The sequence below is a fragment of the Pseudomonas sp. ML2-2023-6 genome (assembly GCF_037055265.1).
GTDB lineage: Bacteria > Pseudomonadota > Gammaproteobacteria > Pseudomonadales > Pseudomonadaceae > Aquipseudomonas > Aquipseudomonas kulmbachensis.
Map to the genome: position 1 here is coordinate 2338748 of NZ_CP146347.1, position 16817 is coordinate 2355564.

Sequence of the window (16817 nt, forward strand, 5' to 3'; positions counted from 1 at the left end):
TATAGCTGAATGCCTATAGCTTTAATTGACCAATGGCCCGGTTCAATTCACCGGCCAGTGTTGCCAGTTGATTGCTGGTAGTGGCCGAATCAACCGTCTGTTGCACGGTGTTTTCGGTGACATCGCGGATGCTCACCACCGCCCGGTTCATCTCTTCCGCGACTTGGCTTTGCTGTTCGGCAGCTACGGCAATCTGGGTGTTGCTTTCGCGCATTTGTGCCACTGCGTGGGTGATCTCGGCCAGTGCCGCACCTGCTTCCTGGGCCTGCTGTACGCAGTCGTCGGCCTTGAATGAGCTTTCCTGCATAAAGTCCACGGCGTCGCGGGTGCCCGCCTGCAAGGCCGAGACCATCGTGGTGATTTCGTCGGTGGAGGTTTGCACCCGCTTGGCCAGGTTCCGCACTTCATCGGCGACTACGGCAAAGCCACGGCCCATCTCGCCTGCGCGAGCGGCCTCAATCGCTGCGTTCAATGCCAGCAGGTTGGTCTGTTCGGCGATGCTGTGGATCACACTGACCACGCTGTTGATCTTTTGGCTGTCCTGCGCCAGTTGTTGAATCATCTCGGCGGTGGTTTGCACCCCGGTCGACAGGCTGGCGATGGATTGCTGGACCCGGCTGACTACTTTCTGCCCGCTGCCGGCCAGGTCATCTGCGGTTTGTGACAGGTCGCGGGTGGCGCCAGCGTGTTGCGCAATGTGGTAGACCGTGGCCGACATCTCATTGATTGCGGTGGCGGCCTGGTCGGTCTCGCTTTGCTGGCCGAGCATGCCGTGGCGCACCTCATCCATGCTGCTGGCCAGGCGTGCGGCACCAGCGTCCAGTTGCGCGGCGGTCTCGGCTACGGTGTTGACTACCCGCTGATAGCCAGCCTGCATGGCGTTAAAGGCACTGGCCATTTGTCCGACTTCATCGGTACAGGCCAAAGGCACCCTGGCTGACAGGTCGCCGGTTTTCTCGACATGCAGCATCACGTCCTTGAGCGTATTGAGCTGGCTGAGGAGGAAGCGGATCAGCAACTGCGAGGCGCACAGCATGGCCAGCATCAGGATCAGCACCGCAGCCGCATAGTTGGGCAGCCGCTCGACAAACACTTGCGCCAGGCTTGGCGTATACGCCAGAACCGCGATTTTTTGTCCGTCGTCGCGGGTCAGCACATCGGCGCCCAACAACAGGTCGCGACCCAGCAGCGGCATGGAGTTGATCGAAACCCAGCCGTGGGCGTTGCTTAGCTGAGGCAGGGGTTGCTGGTTGATGTTGGGGGTTTGTCCCGGTTCAAGGCGCAACAAGTGCTTGGCTTCAGGCAAAGCCTGCCCGGCGGGCCAGGCTCTGAGCAGTTGCGCCTGGTCCTGGGCGTTGACCTGCGCGGCGTGACTGCGCGATTGCTGCTCAAGCTGCACGGCGTACAGCACCAGCAGCAGCGTGGTGACAAAGGCCACCGCGTTGACGGCCCAGAATTTGTATTTAAGCGAGATGTTGCTAAGCCAGGTACCCATGGGAGGTCTTCTCTGATTTGGCGCAAACAATATTGGCAAGGTGCCATCATTGTGCCGCTATTCAGTGACGATCTTGTTGATGTGGGTCAAGGATGCAAAAAATACGCTGAGATCTCCGTAGCAGCTGCCGAAGGAACGAGGCTGCGTTCGAGCGCGCAGCGCTCGCGAAATCAGACCCTGCGGTGTGCAAGTCACACCCAGCTCTCTGGGTTTACGACTGCTACGCAGCCGAACGCAGCCTCGTTCCTGCGGCAGCTGCTACGTGATATTTGGTTGCTACGCAATATTGGCCAGTACCGGCAACCCATAAAACGCCCGCGCGCAGGCGGTAGTGTGGGCGGCCAGGTCCTGCTCGCTTTCGCTTCGATGTACCGCCACTTCACGCAGTACGTCGGTCAGATAGGCCGGCTCGTTGCGACCATTTTTCGGTTTGGGCCGCAGGGTACGCGGCAGCAGGTAGGGCGCGTCGCTTTCGAGCATCAGACGCCCGCGTGGGATGTCACGCACCAGCGGATGCAAGTGGGTGCCACGACGCTCGTCGCAAATCCAGCCGGTAATGCCGATATGCAGGTCCTGATCGAGGTAGCTGAACAGCGCCTTTTTTTCGCCGGTAAAGCAATGCACAACTGCCGCTGGCAAGCGGTCGCGGAAGTCACGAAGGATTTCCAGCAGACGCTGGCTGGCGTCGCGCTCATGCAGAAAAACCGGCAATTGCAGGTCCACCGCCATCGCCAGGTGTTCTTCCAGTACTTTCTCTTGCTGGGCCCGGGGCGAGAAGTCGCGGTTGAAATCCAGGCCGCACTCACCGACGGCGCATACACCAGGTTCCTTGAGCAAGGCGAGCAACTGCCGGGCGCTGTCGCCGTTCCAGTCACTGGCCGAGTGCGGGTGAATACCTGCGGTGGAGAACAGCCGCTGGCCGCTTTCATCCAGCTCGCGGCACAGTTGCAAGGCCAGTTCACTGCCGTCAACGCTGGTGCCGGTGAGGACCAATTGGCAAACCCCGGCCGCGTACGCACGGTCCAGCACGGCCTGGTGTTTGCCGTCGAAGCTTGGGTTAGTCAGGTTGACGCCGATATCGATGAGTTGCATGGTGCTACCTCAGGCCACAGGCCGTGAAGCATATCAGAGCTGTAGATTTAATAAGAAAAACCAAGAACTACAGACAGTTATGGTTGTCTTTGAATGCCGCAACAACGCAATGCCCGGTTTTCCACAGGACGCATTGACTGTTTTGCGCGCTGATTCCAGCGCTTAAAAGCCCCAAAAGGGGCAACCGGTTGTCGGGTAATCCGACAGGGTGCTGGGCTGTATTCTTTCCGGAGAACGGATGACAAGACCGACGCTATTGATTGCGCTGTGCCTGATGCTACTGCCACTCCCGGCACTGGCACGCCTGGCTGGACCGTTACAGGTCGGGCAGCCGAGTCAGGTCCGCGATCTGGCGCAAATCCGCAGCAGTCAGGTACTGCGAGTACTGGTCAACCAGAGCCGCAACAGTTCGGGCGAGGTCCAGGGCCAGTCCATTGGCGTCGAGTACCATCGATTGCGTGCATTTGAGCATTACCTCAACAGCCACGCCCGCGATGGTCAGGAAATCACCCTCAAGATCATTCCCAAAGCCAAGGACCAGTTGCTTGGCGCCTTGTCGCGGGGTGAAGGCGATGTGGTTGCTCCGGGAGAGTTGATCGACTTCATGCCCAGCCATGCCATCAGCGCCAGTGACCCGATCATCGACCATGTCCCGTTGCTGCTGGTAGGGGTTAAAGGCGAGCGCCGCTTTACCCGTTTTGAGCAGCTCTCGGGGCGTACCGTGGCACTGACCACAGGCAGTGCGGCCGGTGCGTCGGTCAACTTGATCAATCAAAAGCTGGCCCTGCGCAAATTGCCGCCAGTCAAAATCGAATGGGTGGACCCGACGCTGGCGGTGGAAGACGTGCTGGAGATGGTTCAGGCCGGGATTTTCCATCTGACAATTGTTGAACAGCCGATTGCCGAGCGCTGGGCCACGTTGATGCCCAAGCTGCGTTTTGACCGCAAGGTGCTGGTCAGTGCACCCGATGCGATGCATTGGTATGTGCGCCGCGATGCCTCGATGCTGCGCGCCAGTATTGATCGCTTTCTGGCCGGTTATAAGGCACCGGCCGACCAGGATGTGGCCTTTGAACGGGTATACCGACGTTTGTATCGGGTGCATTACCCCTTGGCCCGTGCCGACCGCCAAAAGCTTGAAAAATTGCGCCCTGTGTTGCAAAAACATGCCCGGCAACAGGGCATGGACTGGCTCAATCTGGCAGCGCTGGCGTTCAAGGAGTCTACCCTCGACCCAGACGCCAAGGGCTCTGGTGGGGCGACCGGGTTGTTGCAGATCACGCCTTCGGCGGCACAGCGGGTGGGGGTCAGCAATATTCAGAACGTGGATAACAATGTGCAGGCCGGGGCCAAGTACCTGGCGTTGATCCGTCGCAAGTTCTTTGCCAGCCCCAAACTCAATGAGCGTGAGCGCATGGCCTTTGTGCTGGCGGCCTACAACATGGGCCCTGAGCGGGTCCAGAGCATGCGTGCGGAGGCCAAACGGCGTGGCCTGAACCCCAATCAATGGTTCTTTCAAGTGGAACGTATTGCCATGGAACAGGTGGGAATGGGTGCCGTCAGCTATGTTAATAGCGTGAATAAATACTATTTGGCCTTTGACCGGGAGCGCGATTCGCTGGAACCCACAAAAGTTGAACTGGTAACACGCAAATAATCTAATAAATTGATCGTTATCACGGACTTATTAGGCTATTAACATTATAAAAACTGATTAGTATGGCGAGCATTCCCCAACCGATTACCTAAAGGATTTCACCATGAGCAAATTGATCCATACCGTTTTGGGCTCACGCGCAGGTTATGGCTTGACGGTTCTGCGCATTTTTGTGGGCATCATCTTTGCTGCCCACGGTTCGCAAAAGCTTTTTGGATGGTTTGGCGGTGGTGGTCTGGCCGGTACGGCGCAATGGATGGAAAGCATTGGGTTGGCGCCAGGTACGCTGATGGCGGCAATGGCGGGCGGGACCGAGTTTCTGGGGGGGCTGGCATTGATCGTAGGTCTACTGGCCCGACCTGCGGCATTGGGCTTGTCTTTTACGTTGCTGGTGGCGATCTTTTCAGTGCACATCCATAACGGTCTGTTTATGGCCAACAACGGCTATGAGTTTGCTCTGGCTCTGCTGGGTGGCACCGTGGCGGTATTGTTCGAAGGCGCGGGCAAGTTGTCGCTTGATCGTGCGATTGCCGACTAAAGTGCCGTGTTCTCGAAGAGGCCCGCCCGAGCGGGCCTTTTTCGTTTTAGATGACTGTTGACAGTTGTAAGCAGGTTTATCTAGGATGTTTCTTGCGCCGATTTAAACAGCTACTTGCGGGGCGCCAGAGGGTCGCAAGACCGTCTAAGAGGTTTGAAGCAAACCTCGAAATACCGCTAAAGCGCTGGTTCGGTGTTGCCTCTCACCTGCCACGCAGAATCTTGAGGCGGAGAACCGACACATGAGTCACCCACGTCCCCTGGTACGTCTTGCACCGCTTGCGGCCAGCCCGGCCCTGCGCAATCCAAAAATCCTTCTCGGCGGTAAACACCAGCCAACGCTGTTGCGCTACCTCGACGGCTGGCCACGACGCAAAGGCCGGGCTACGGCATTCTTGATCCAGTTTGTGGAAGCAGGTGATCAGTTGGCGCGATTTGCCGCTGACAGCTTTGATCTGGCAGTGGTCCAGTCCCCCAGCGCCGAAGATGCCGCACAGGTGATTCACAACCTGACCCGCGTGAGCCGTCAGGGGCTGATTACCCTGCGTTGAGATATTAGATCCGTAGCAGCTGCCGAAGGAACGAGGCTGCGTTCGGCGGCGCAGCCGTCGTAAACCCGGTAATCACCGTGGATCTGAATTACCTGGTTGTATGGTTTTACGACGGCTGCGCCGCCGAACGCAGCCTCGCGGAGCTCGTCAGCTGCTACGTACGTTCTGTTTCAGAAACGGTCCAGTCTATAGGGCGCCAGCGCCGGTAACGCATGGGTGCTGCCCGCTGATGCCAGTTGTGCAATCATCTCAGCCGTTACCGCTGCCTGAGTCAGGCCCAGATGCTGATGGCCGAAGGCAAGCAGCACTTTGCCGTCGCACACCCGATCAATGACCGGCAGTGAGTCGGGCAACGATGGCCGAAAGCCCATCCAGGGTGTGGCGCCTTCAGCGCTCAGGTCGCGGCGAAATAACCCTTTACTCAGGCGATGCAACTGCCAGGCGCGTTCCATGTTCGCAGGCGCTTGCAGCCCCGCAAATTCAACTGTACCCGCCAGCCTTAACCCATCGGTCATCGGGGTCATGATGAACTTGCGCTCCAGCGAGGTGACGGCAAACGGTAGCCGGTCACGTTCGGTGGGCAGCATCAGGTGATAGCCGCGCTCGGTATCCAGAGGGACTTTCTTGCCGGTCAGGGCGCTGGTGAGTTTCGCTGAGTGGGCACCGCAGGCGATCACGACCCGGCGGGCAGTCAACCGGCCCTGAGGGGTCACCAATGAAACCCCGGCCTCGCTCATTTGCCCGCCGGTTACCTGTTGTTTGATGAACTGCACACCGCAGTTTTTGGCGGCTTTTACCAGTTCGCATACCACGCGGTAGGGGTCGATAAAATGCCCCGTACTCGGAAAAAACAACCCGCCCTGGATATTTTCGCTGAGTTGCGGAGCAGTCTCGAGCACGGCTTTTGCCTGCCAGAACTCAACCGGAACCTGTTGCTGGCGCATGCGCGCCTCCAGTGCCTGGAGTGCCTGACGCGATTCAGGTCGTTCGTATACCAGCAACGAGCCGTCTTCCTTCATCAGGCCGGGGCAATCGATGCCCTCCAGCAGCCGGTGCCAGGCACCCAGGCTGCTTTCATTGAGGGCACGAATACCCGCAACGGTGCGTTGAAACGGTGCCGGGCGCAGGTTCAGCAGCAGGCGGGTGAACCAGGGCATGGCCCGAGGCATGTATTTCCAATCCAGGCGCAAGGGCCCCATGGGGTCCATCAGCATGGCGGGCAAGCGCTTGAGGATCGACAGGTCGGCAATCGGGAACACCTGTTCGGTCGCCAGGTGCCCGGCATTGCCGAATGATGCGCCCTGGCCCGGTTCCTGCTGGTCTATGACCACTACTCGCAGGCCCTGGCGCGCCAGTTGCAGGGCACAGGCGACGCCGATAATGCCAGCGCCGACCACCGCAATGTCGGCATTCTGGTGTGGGCTGTTTGACGTGGAGTTATCAGGCATTTTCTTGAGCTTCTCTGTGGCCATCGAGCAGGCGGCGCAGTTGCAGAGGGTTGGCATGCTTGAGGGCGGTGGGCAACAGGCTGTCCGGGAAATCCTGATAGCAGACCGGTCGCAGGAAACGCAGAATGGCTGCGGTGCCTACCGAAGTTGTACGGGTGTCCGAGGTGGCCGGGAAAGGGCCGCCGTGGACCATCGCATCGCACACCTCAACCCCCGTTGGCCAGCCGTTGACCAGCAGGCGCCCGGCCTTGCGTTCCAAGGTCGGGAGCAAGGCTCTGGCACTTTCAAGGTCCGCGTCATCCAGTTGCAGGGTGATGGTCAATTGGCCTTCCAGATGCTCGGTGACCTGGCGGATTTCGTCATCACTGGCGCATTGCACAATCAGCGACGCAGCCCCAAAGATCTCGGCCTGCAACGCCGGGTCGGTGAGAAAGTCCTGCGCCCGGGTAACAAATAAATGGGTTTGGCACTGGTTTGGTGTGTTGCCCCTAAGGCCTGCGGCGGCCTCTTGTGCGCTGCTCAGTTCGAGCAGCGAGCCGACGCCAGCTTCATAGGCCTGGAAAATCCCCGGAGTGAGCATGGTTTGTGCGGGGCTTTGCTGGACGAGGCTGGCAGCGGTGCTGATAAATTTATCCAGCGCCGGGCCTTCATGTGCAACGACCAGGCCCGGGTTAGTACAAAACTGCCCGGCACCTTGAGTCAGGGAGGCCACGAAGCCTTGGGCCAGTGATTCGCCGCGAGCCTGCAGGGCCGCCGGGAAAAGCAGTACCGGATTGATCGAACTCATTTCCGCATACACCGGGATCGGCTCGGGCCGCGCCTGGGCCGCCTTGCACAGGGCCAGACCACCACTGCGCGAACCGGTAAAGCCGACAGCCTTGATGCGCGGGTCGCTGACCAGAGCAACACCCACCTCGCGACCGGAACCAAACAACAGCGAAAACACACCGGCATGCAGGCCCGATTTTTTCACTGCACGGGCGACCGCGTGGCCAACCAGTTCGCTGGTGCCGGGGTGAGCGCTATGGGCCTTGACCACCACCGGGCAGCCGGCAGCCAATGCCGATGCGGTATCGCCGCCGGCCACGGAGAAGGCCAACGGGAAGTTGCTGGCGCCGAATACGGCCACCGGCCCCAGAGGTACCTGGCGTTGACGCAGGTCGGCGCGGGGCAGGGGCTGACGCTCCGGCAAGGCGTTGTCGACCCGCACATCCAGCCACTCGCCGGCGCGCACGGTACGGGCAAAGGTGCGCAGTTGCTGGCAGGTGCGTCCACGTTCGCCGAGGATACGCGGACGTGGCAGGCCTGATTCGCTGACTGCGCGGTCGATCAGTTCATCGCCAAGGGCTTCGATTTCTTCGGCGATGGCTTCAAGAAAAGTGGCGCGAGTTGCCAGTGGCGTCTCGCGAAAGCTGTCAAAAGCTTCCCAGGCCAAGGCGCACGCCTGCTCGACATGTTCGCCGGTGCCGCCGAGGTAGGCCGGTTCGAGCGCTGTGCCGGTGGCGGGGTTGATCGCCCGAATTGCCTCGCGGCTACCGGTGATGGCTTGCTGACCGATCAGCATGTTGCCTGTCAGAGTCATGGCGTGTTCCTGAAAAAATTGGGCTGGGGGCGTGGGAGCGAGCCTGCTCGCGAAGTTATCCGGTAAGGCCTTCGCGAGCAGGCTCGCTCCCACAGAAACACCGCTCGTTTAACTGAACGGAGTTGAGCGATCAGGCAACGTTCTGTTCTGCAGACCAGTTTTTGTACCACTGGCGGAACAGGTTGTACTGATTCTCTGCATAGTTGCGCTGGGCATCACTCAGAACATCGGTTTCATTGAAGTGCAGGCTGTATTCGGTGTCGCCATTGAGCACCATCAGGTGCTTGTAATAGAGCACCAGGTCGGTGCCTTCATCGAACGACGACAGCACTGCGAGGGCGGCTTCCAGTTCGCGGGCCAGGCGACGGGCCTTGGGATCGCCCGTGGCTGCTTGCTTGCTCAGGGCTACCAGTTGCAGCACTTCGCGTGGCAGGGCGTTACCGATACCGGTAATGGCACCGGTGGCGTTGCAATTGACGAAACCGTGCACCACTTGGGTGTCAACGCCGACCATCAGGGTCACGTCATCGTCCTTGGAGGTGATGTGCTCGGCGGCGTAACGCATGTCGGCCGCACCGCCGAACTCTTTGAAGCCGATCAGGTTCGGGTATTCGCGGCGCAGTTCGAAGAACAGGTCGGCGCGGGTGGCGAAGCCGTAGTAAGGGCTGTTGTAGATCACCGCTGGCAGCTCAGGAGCAGCCTCGAGGATGGCGGCGAAGTGGGCTTTTTGCGCAGCAGGCGAGGCCGCACGGGACAGCAGGCGTGGAATCACCATCAGGCCTTGGGCGCCGACCTTGGCCGCGTGTGCCGCATGGGACACCGCTTCGCGGCTGTTTACGGCGCCGGTGCCGACGATGGTCGGAATGCCTGCAGCCACCAGGCGTGCCACGCCTTCCTGGCGCTCGGCTTCGGTCAGCAAAGGCCAGTCACCCATGGAGCCGCAGTACACGACGGCGCTCATGCCGATATCGATCAGCTCGCGCCCCTTGGCCACCAGCGCGTCGAAGTCCGGCTTGCGCTGGGCGGTGCACGGGGTCATCAGGGCAGGCATGCAACCGGTGAAAATGTTATCGCTCATTGTTGTAACTCCTGGAGTCGTTTATTCGGATGTGTGCAGCGGGAGGCTTAAATGCCCCACGCGAAAGGGTCTTGTTCGTCGATCAGCAGCGTGCTGTCGGCGGTCATGTAGGCCTGGCCGGTAATGAACGGGCGAATGCGTTCGCCTTCCCATTGATAGCTGCCGACAAACTGGCTGGCGGTGATGCTGGCTTGCACCCAAGGCTCGCCGGGGGCCAGTTTTCCATCAGCCGCCAGGCACGCCAGCTTGGCGCTGGTGCCCGTGCCGCACGGCGAGCGGTCGTAGGCTTTGCCCGGGCACATGACGAAGTTGCGGCTATCGGCCTTGTCGTCGTCGGCAAACAGTTCGATATGGTCGATAAGAGCGCCGTCTTCGCCGTGGATACCCTGAGCTTCCAGAGCCTTGAGCATCGCCCAGGTGTACTCGGTCAGGGCTTCGACGTTATCCAGTTGCAGCGCTTGGCCGTGATCGGATACCAGGAAGAACCAGTTGCCGCCCCAGGCGATATCGCCGTGTACACGGCCATGCCCCGGGACTTCAACGGCAACCTGCTGGCGGTAGCGGTAGGCGGGGACATTGCCCACGGTGACGCTGCCGTCTGCATGCAGAGTGGCAGTGACCGGGCCGACCGGAGTGTCGATTTTGTGCTCACCGGCCTCGATCATGCCCAGATGGTGCAACGAGGCAACCAGGCCGATGGTGCCGTGACCGCACATGCCGAGATAGCCGGCGTTGTTGAAGAAAATCACGCCGCAGGTGGCATCCGCCGAAACCGGTTCGCAGTACAGCGCGCCGACCAGTACATCGTTGCCACGCGGCTCCAGCAGGCAGGCCCGGCGCCATTGGTCATGCTGGTCGCGCAAAGCATCGCGCTTCTGGACCATGGTCTGGCCGCTCAACTGCGGGAAGCCTTTGATCACCAGGCGAGTGGGTTCGCCGCCGGTGTGGGAATCAATGATATGTACTTGCTTCATAAACCTATCCATTAGATGAGAACAACGGCTGGGAGGACGATGGCTAACGGTGTCTCAGGACGAAGTCTGGATAAATGCTCCGGTGGCGTGTCGGGCTGGCGCGGTGCGGGCAGGTTGCGGTGCCTCTTCGCTTTCCTCGTCGTCTTCCAGGCGCACAAGGTGAGCTGGTACGCCGGTTGCCGCGCCCCAGTAATAGATACCCATTGCGCATACCGCTACGGCCAGGGTGTCGAAGGGGTGAGTGAGCACGCCCATGCCGCCGAAGGAGCCGAGTTTGGACAGTACGATGGTCACGGCGTAGAAGCCGATCAGCCACAAGGAGGAACGCACTTGTTGCGCCAGGCTCAGGTGGTTGGTCGGTACAAAGCGGGCACACAGCAGGTACACCACGAACATCACGATTTGCAGGCCAAGTAGCCAGGACACGGTGTTCCAGCCTGACCAGTAGACGATCAGCGCGGCGATGATGAATGACAGCGGACCCATGACGCTCATCCACTTGACCCGGAACGGGCGCGGCATATCCGGGGCATTGCGGCGCAGCGCGGCAACGGACACCGGGGCTACGGCATAACTCAACACCAGGGCTGCGGAGACCACGTTGATCAACGCTTCCCAGGACGGGAACGGCAGGGTCCAGAATACCGACAGGCCAAAGGTCAGCCACAGCGCCGGACGCGGGATGCCGGACTTTTCATCGATGCGGGTGAACACCTTGAAGAATGTCCCGGTTTGCGCCCAGCCGTAGATCACGCGGGGTGTGGCGTTCATGTAGATATTGCCGCAACCGCTGGGCGAGATCACTGCGTCGGCCACCACCAGATAAGCCAACCAGCCCACACCCAATGCCAGGGCGATGTCGCGATACGGCAAGGCCAGTTCCTTGGTCACACCGGCCCAGCCATTGGCGAGCATTTCGGTAGGTACGCCGCCGAGGAAAGCTACTTGCAACAGCACATAGATCACGGTGGACAGCAGAACCGACAGGATCAGGGCAATCGGGATGGTGCGTTGCGGGTTTTTGACTTCGCTGGCTACCGAGATGATAGGTGTCAGCCCCAGGTAGGCGAAGATAATGCCACCTGCAGAAACGGCCATTTGCACGCCCGACAGGCCGAAGGGGGCGAAGCCCTGGGAGTAGAAGTTTTGCGGTTTGAAGAAGGTGAACAGCACGCCGATGACCAGCAGCGGCACGATGAACTTGAACACGCTGACCAGGTTATTGGCCATGGCAAAGGTTTTCACGCTGCGATAGTTGAGCATGAAAAACAGGCACAGCAGGCCGAACTGCAGGAGCCAGCCCAGAATTGAGGGATCGCTGGAGCCTGCCTTGGTCAGTTCGGGGAACCATGCCGCGGCATATTGGCGGGCGGCGACCACTTCAATAGCCACTAGGCTTGAGAATGCAATCAGGGTAATAAAACCCATCAAATACCCGAGCAACGGGCCATGGGAATACACCGGATAGCGGATTACGCCACCGGCGCGTGGCAGGGCAGCGCCCAGCTCACAGTAAACAATGCCCAGCAGCAGTACGGAAAAGCCGCCCAGCAGCCAGGAAAAAATCCCCGCAGGGCCTGCGATTGCCGAAACGTGACTGGCTGCAAACAACCAGCCGGAACCGAAGATGGCACCCAGACCGATAAAGGTCAGGTCCATCAGTGAGAGCTGTTTCTTGAATTTGCCTTTACCTGACATTGCGGCGCCTTTTTGTGAGTTATTGGTTAGGCAGGTGTGATGTCATTTGCCATTGCGCCAAAACCACTGGCGGGTGTGCAATGGCGCTAGATTGAACGTCTCAAGAGGTTTGCGATTGATGTTTTCCATTGAAGCCGATGACGAAATCGGCACAATGCACGCCAGCGGGCATCGCCAGATCCAGTAGTGGGGGAGTGAGATTGATAACGCACAATGCTTTTGCAATCCTGAGCGTGGGCAGCGACTTGAGCCGCCCCGAGAGCCTTGAACAATTGCTCTCGGGCGTGGCGTTGTTGCTGCCGATGCTGGATGTGATTCCCAACGCCGCGATTTTTATCAAGGACATGCAGGCGCGCTATGTATTGGCCAATCGCACGCTGGTGCAGCGTTGCGGTTTGAAACAGCTACAACCCTTGCTGGGCAAAACCAGTGCCGAGGTGTTTCCCGAGCAATTGGGGCCTGGCTATACCGAACAGGATCGACGGGTGCTGGAGCAGGGTCTGGTGCTGGAAGACCAGTTGGAACTGCATTTGTACGGGAGCCGTGAGCCGGGTTGGTGCCTGACTCACAAGCGACCGCTGTATAACCGCATGGGAGAGATCATCGGCCTGGTCGGGATTTCGGTGGACCTGCAATCGGCCAGCGACACCCATCCGGCCTATCAGCGGCTGGCGGCGGTGGATGAGCACATTCGCGCGCACTTCAATCGTCGCGTCACGTTGGGCGAGCTGACGCGGATTGCCGGTATATCGGTGGCGCAACTGGAGAGGTACTGCAAACGGGTGTTCCACCTGACGCCACGGCAGATGATCCAGAAGGTCCGCCTTGAGCATGCCCATAGGCTGCTGCTGACCGAGATCCCCATCACTGAAGTCGCCTTGCAGTGCGGCTACACCGACCACAGTGCATTCACCCGCCAGTTCAAGGCATTGACCGGTTTTACGCCGCGTCAGTATCGCGAGGCTACGGCGCGCTGAGCGTTACGGGTAATCAATCGCGACGATATACACCCACTGCTCCCCGGTGGGTGTGTGGACCTGTACTTCGGCATCCAGCGCTTTGCCGATCAGCGCCCGGGCCAGAGGTGAGTCGATGCTGATCAGGCCTTGCTTGAGGTCAAGTTCATCGGGCCCGACGATGCGATAGCGCGCCTGTTTGCCGTCTTCATCCTCAATGGTGACCCAGGCACCGAAGTAGACCTTGTTCGGATCGCTGGGTTTTTCGCTGACGACCTTGAGGCTTTCAAGGCGCTTGGTCAGGAAGCGCACCCGGCTATCGATCTCGCGCAGCATTTTTTTGCCGTAGGTGTATTCGGCGTTTTCCGAGCGATCGCCCTGGGCCGCCGCCTCGCTGACCGATTGCGTGACCTGCGGCCTGCGTACGTGCCACAACTCGTGCAATTCGGCACGCATCCGCGCTTCACCTTCAGGGGTGATCAGCGCGGTGCCGGCAGGGCGGGGAGGGCGATAGCGACTCATGGGCAATCCGTTGTCAGTGAAGAGCGCGAGTCTATCAGCCCTCGCGCAACACGGTTAGCGGGCTGGCATTGAGCGCTCTGCGAGTACCAAATACACCTGCGCCGCCGACCATCACGGCGCCCAGTACCGGCAACAGCAGCAGCCACGGATGCGGGTGCCACGGCAGGTCGAAGGCGAAGCGGTACAGCACCAGGCTGACCAGTTCGGCGCCCAGTGCCGCGAGCAAGCCGCTGGTGGCACCCAGCAGGCCGAACTCGATGCGCCGGGCCTTGACCAGCAGTTGGCGCTCGGCCCCCAATGCCCGCAGCAAGGCGCCCTGGCGAATACGTTCGTCGAGGGTGGATTGCAAGCCGGAAAACAGCACCGCCATGCCTGCCGCCAATACAAACAACAGCACGTATTCCACGGCAAGGGTTACTTGCGCCAGGATGCTGCGCAGCTGTTCGAGCAGGGCGTCGATGGGCAGGATGGTCACGGCCGGGAAGCTGCGCGACAGTTCGATGACTTCCTTGTCGTGCCCAGGTGCCAGGTAAAAGCTGGTGAGGTAAGTGGCCGGCAGGTCCTGCAAAGTGCCCGGTTGGAAGATCATGAAGAAGTTGGGCTGGAAGTTGTCCCAGTTGATGCTGCGCAAACTGGTGACCTGAGCTTCGCGATTGACTCCGGCAACGGTAAACATCAAGTGGTCGCCCAGCTTCAGCTTCAGGCTTTCGGCGACTTTGGCTTCGACCGACACACCAGGCACATCCCCGGCAGGCTGTTGGGTCCACCAGGTGCCTGCGGTCAGTTCGTTGTCGGCTGGCAGGTTAGCCGCCCAGGTCAGGCTCAGGTCGCGCTGAGTGGCTTTGTCGCCGCTGGAGTCCTTGCTGACGATGTCTTGCACCGGTTCGCCGTTGATACTGATCAAACGCCCAGGAATCACTGGATACAAGGGCGCGGCCTGGGCTTGAAGGGTCATCAGGTGGGCGCCGAAAGCGTCCTTGTCGGCCGGTAAAATATTGAGCGCAAAGTAGTTGGGCGCATCCTTGGGCAACTGGTTTTGCCAAGTGTCGAGCAACTCGCCACGCAGCAGGGCGATCAGTGCCATCGACAGCAGGATCAGGCCGAAGGCCAAGGCTTGGCCTGCGGCTGCCAGCGGGTGGCGCAGCAACTGGCCCAAGCCGAGGCGCCAGGGCAGTGAGGCCCGTGCCAGCAGGCGGCGAAGGCTTTGCAGGCCCAGCAGCAGGATGCCGCCAAGCACCAGTGCGGCAATTACCCCGCCACCGAGCAGGGCGAAGGTCAGCACCAGATCGAGGCTCATGCGCCACATGATCAGCCCGAGGGCCAGCAGGGCCGCGCCGTAGACAGTCCAGGTGCTGGCGGGAATCGGTAGCATGTCGCGGCGCAATACCCGCAGCGGCGGTACGCGACCCAGCGCGGCCAGCGGCGGCAGGGCGAAACCTGCGAGTGCTACCAGGCCGGTGCCCATCCCTGCGATGGCCGGGATCAGGCCGCCGGGCGGCACGTCAGCAGGCAGCAAGTCATGCAGCAGGGCGAACAGCCCAAGCTGCGCCAACCACCCGAGCACTGCGCCTGCAAGGCTGGCCAGCAGCCCGAGTACCGTCAGTTGCAGGGTGAACAGCCACAGGGTTTCGCGCCGTGACAGGCCCAGGCAGCGCAACAGGGCGCTGGCATCAAAGCGTCGATTGGCAAAGCGTGTCGCAGACAAGGCCACGGCCACGCCCGAAAGCAACACCGCCACCAGGCTGGCCATGTTCAAGTAGCGCTCGGCCTTGCCCAGCGCGCCGCCGATCTGCTGGTTGCCATCACGGCCATCCAGCAGGCGTTGGTTGGCCTCCAGGCCGGGTTTGATCACCTGGCGATAGGCTTCAAGCGCTGACGCTTCACCGCGCCACAGCTCGCGGTAGGTGACCCTGCTGCCCGGTTGCACGATGCCAGTAGCGGCAAGGTCGTCGAGATTGATCAGTACGCGCGGGGTGAGGCTGTAAAGGTTACCGGCACGGTCTGGCTCGTACGTCAGTACGCGGGTGATGCGCACGGGTTTGGAGCCGATATCGATTTCGTCGCCGACCTTGAGGTTCAGCGCGGTGAGCAGGCGTGCTTCGGCCCAGGCTTCGCCGGGGCTGGGGCCGCCGCCGGGTTGCTCTTCAGCGTAGGGCTGGGGGGCGCTTTTCAGTTCGCCGCGCAACGGATATGCAGCATCTGCCGCCTTGATGCTGGAGAGCTGGATGCCGTTGTCGGTGGCAATCACGCTGGCAAACTCGACCACCCGGGCATGTTGGAGCTGCAGATCGGTGCCGACCTTGATTTGTTCTTCGCGGGCAGGGGAGCTGCCATCGAGCACCAGGTCGGCGCCGAGGAATTCGGTAGCGCGCAACAGCATCGCGCCATTGAGACGGGCCCCGAAGTAGCCGATGGCGGTACTGGCCGCGACCGCGACCAGCAGGGCAAAGAACAGCACGCGCAACTCACCCGCGCGGGCATCGCGCAGCAATTGGCGTACGGCGAGGCTTAGCAGGCGCAATAGCGGCAAACGTGCCATCAGGGCTCCAGAGGGCCGACCAGATGGCCAGCTTCAAGGCGGATCAGGCGCCGGCAACGATGTGCCAGGCGTTCGTCGTGGGTCACCAGCACCAGGGTGGTGCCGCTTTCCTTGTTCAGTTCAAAGAGCAGGTCGGTGATGCGCTCGCCGGTGTGGCTGTCCAGGTTACCGGTGGGTTCATCGGCAAACAGCACATCCGGGTTGGCTGCAAACGCCCGGGCTATGGCGACACGTTGTTGTTCGCCGCCGGACAGCTGGCGCGGTGAGTGGCTCAGGCGTTGGCCCAGGCCGACCCGCTCAAGCAGATGCCGGGCATGCTCACGGGCATCTTTGCGGCCATCCAGCTCCAGCGGCAGCATGACGTTTTCCAGGGCATTGAGGCTGTCGAGCAGTTGGAACGACTGGAACACAAAACCCACGTGTTCGGCTCGCACCCGTGCGCGCTGGTCTTCATCCAGCGTGCTCAGGGCGCGTCCGGCCAGGATCACTTCGCCCTGACTGGGCAGGTCCAGGCCTGCGAGCAAGCCCAGCAATGTGGACTTGCCGGAACCGGATGCGCCGACAATCGCCAGGCTGTCGCCCTTGTTCAGCTCTAGGCTCAGGGGGTGGAGGATGGTTAACTCGCCTTCCGCGCTGGGAACCACTTTGCTAAGGTTCTGCGCGGTGAGAATACTTTCGCCCATGGAGA

General features: G+C 60.7%; 14 protein-coding genes. 4 read left to right on the forward strand and 10 right to left on the reverse strand.

Going from position 1 to position 16817, the window contains the following annotated elements; all coding sequences use genetic code 11:
* Nucleotides 1-13: 13 nt before the first annotated feature.
* Together V6L79_RS10925 and V6L79_RS10930 are read right to left on the reverse strand one after the other, a co-directional pair.
* Nucleotides 14-1495: a methyl-accepting chemotaxis protein gene (locus V6L79_RS10925; protein ID WP_338580223.1), complete on the reverse strand. Its 1482-nt coding sequence runs from the start codon at nucleotides 1493-1495 to the stop codon at nucleotides 14-16.
* A 276-nt stretch (nucleotides 1496-1771) separates the two neighbouring features.
* Nucleotides 1772-2587, reverse strand: coding sequence for a TatD family hydrolase (locus tag V6L79_RS10930; RefSeq protein WP_261741511.1), 816 nt, complete (start codon nucleotides 2585-2587; stop codon nucleotides 1772-1774).
* Nucleotides 2588-2825: 238 nt separating this feature from the next.
* Between V6L79_RS10930 and V6L79_RS10935 the strand changes: the two genes are divergently transcribed.
* The 3 genes from V6L79_RS10935 (at nucleotide 2826) to V6L79_RS10945 (ending at nucleotide 5332) form a co-directional block, all read left to right on the forward strand.
* Complete coding sequence (locus V6L79_RS10935) at nucleotides 2826-4244, forward strand: transglycosylase SLT domain-containing protein (RefSeq protein WP_321836055.1); 1419 nt, start codon at nucleotides 2826-2828, stop codon at nucleotides 4242-4244.
* A gap of 103 nt (nucleotides 4245-4347) precedes the next feature.
* A complete protein-coding gene (locus V6L79_RS10940) occupies nucleotides 4348-4782 on the forward strand; it encodes a DoxX family protein (RefSeq protein ID WP_261741513.1) in 435 nt (144 codons plus the stop codon).
* Nucleotides 4783-5023: 241 nt separating this feature from the next.
* On the forward strand, nucleotides 5024-5332 hold the full coding sequence (locus V6L79_RS10945) for a class I SAM-dependent methyltransferase (RefSeq protein WP_261741514.1): 309 nt from the start codon (nucleotides 5024-5026) through the stop codon (nucleotides 5330-5332).
* A 170-nt stretch (nucleotides 5333-5502) separates the two neighbouring features.
* Here V6L79_RS10945 and V6L79_RS10950 read toward each other — a convergent pair whose 3' ends face one another.
* The 5 genes from V6L79_RS10950 to V6L79_RS10970 all read right to left on the reverse strand — a co-directional run bounded on the left by V6L79_RS10950 (nucleotide 5503) and on the right by V6L79_RS10970 (nucleotide 12112).
* Nucleotides 5503-6780, reverse strand: coding sequence for an FAD-binding oxidoreductase (locus V6L79_RS10950; protein ID WP_261741515.1), 1278 nt, complete (start codon nucleotides 6778-6780; stop codon nucleotides 5503-5505).
* Complete coding sequence (locus tag V6L79_RS10955; RefSeq protein ID WP_338580224.1) at nucleotides 6773-8362, reverse strand: aldehyde dehydrogenase (NADP(+)); 1590 nt, start codon at nucleotides 8360-8362, stop codon at nucleotides 6773-6775. The genes V6L79_RS10950 and V6L79_RS10955 overlap by 8 nt, the downstream gene beginning before the upstream one ends.
* Before the next feature lie 130 nt (nucleotides 8363-8492).
* The gene (locus V6L79_RS10960) at nucleotides 8493-9440 is read right to left on the reverse strand and encodes a dihydrodipicolinate synthase family protein (RefSeq protein WP_261741517.1); all 948 of its coding nucleotides are present in this window, start codon (nucleotides 9438-9440) and stop codon (nucleotides 8493-8495) included.
* Nucleotides 9441-9487: 47 nt separating this feature from the next.
* A complete protein-coding gene (locus tag V6L79_RS10965) occupies nucleotides 9488-10414 on the reverse strand; it encodes a 4-hydroxyproline epimerase (protein WP_261741518.1) in 927 nt (308 codons plus the stop codon).
* Between the two features lie 54 nt (nucleotides 10415-10468).
* On the reverse strand, nucleotides 10469-12112 hold the full coding sequence (locus V6L79_RS10970) for an APC family permease (RefSeq protein ID WP_261741519.1): 1644 nt from the start codon (nucleotides 12110-12112) through the stop codon (nucleotides 10469-10471).
* A 203-nt stretch (nucleotides 12113-12315) separates the two neighbouring features.
* Here V6L79_RS10970 and V6L79_RS10975 point away from each other — a divergent pair, with 203 nt between their 5' ends.
* The gene (locus V6L79_RS10975; protein WP_261742395.1) at nucleotides 12316-13089 is read left to right on the forward strand and encodes an AraC family transcriptional regulator; all 774 of its coding nucleotides are present in this window, start codon (nucleotides 12316-12318) and stop codon (nucleotides 13087-13089) included.
* Nucleotides 13090-13092: 3 nt separating this feature from the next.
* Here the strand turns inward: V6L79_RS10975 and greB are convergent, their stop codons facing one another.
* From greB to V6L79_RS10990, 3 genes are read right to left on the reverse strand one after another with little or no spacing between them, the layout of a single operon-like run.
* Entirely contained in the window at nucleotides 13093-13590 is a 498-nt protein-coding gene (greB, locus tag V6L79_RS10980; protein WP_261741520.1) for a transcription elongation factor GreB, read from the reverse strand.
* 34 nt (nucleotides 13591-13624) lie between these two features.
* The gene (locus V6L79_RS10985) at nucleotides 13625-16129 is read right to left on the reverse strand and encodes an ABC transporter permease (RefSeq protein WP_338580225.1); all 2505 of its coding nucleotides are present in this window, start codon (nucleotides 16127-16129) and stop codon (nucleotides 13625-13627) included.
* The gene (locus V6L79_RS10990) at nucleotides 16129-16812 is read right to left on the reverse strand and encodes an ABC transporter ATP-binding protein (protein ID WP_261741522.1); all 684 of its coding nucleotides are present in this window, start codon (nucleotides 16810-16812) and stop codon (nucleotides 16129-16131) included. The genes V6L79_RS10985 and V6L79_RS10990 overlap by 1 nt, the downstream gene beginning before the upstream one ends.
* Nucleotides 16813-16817: the final 5 nt, after the last annotated feature.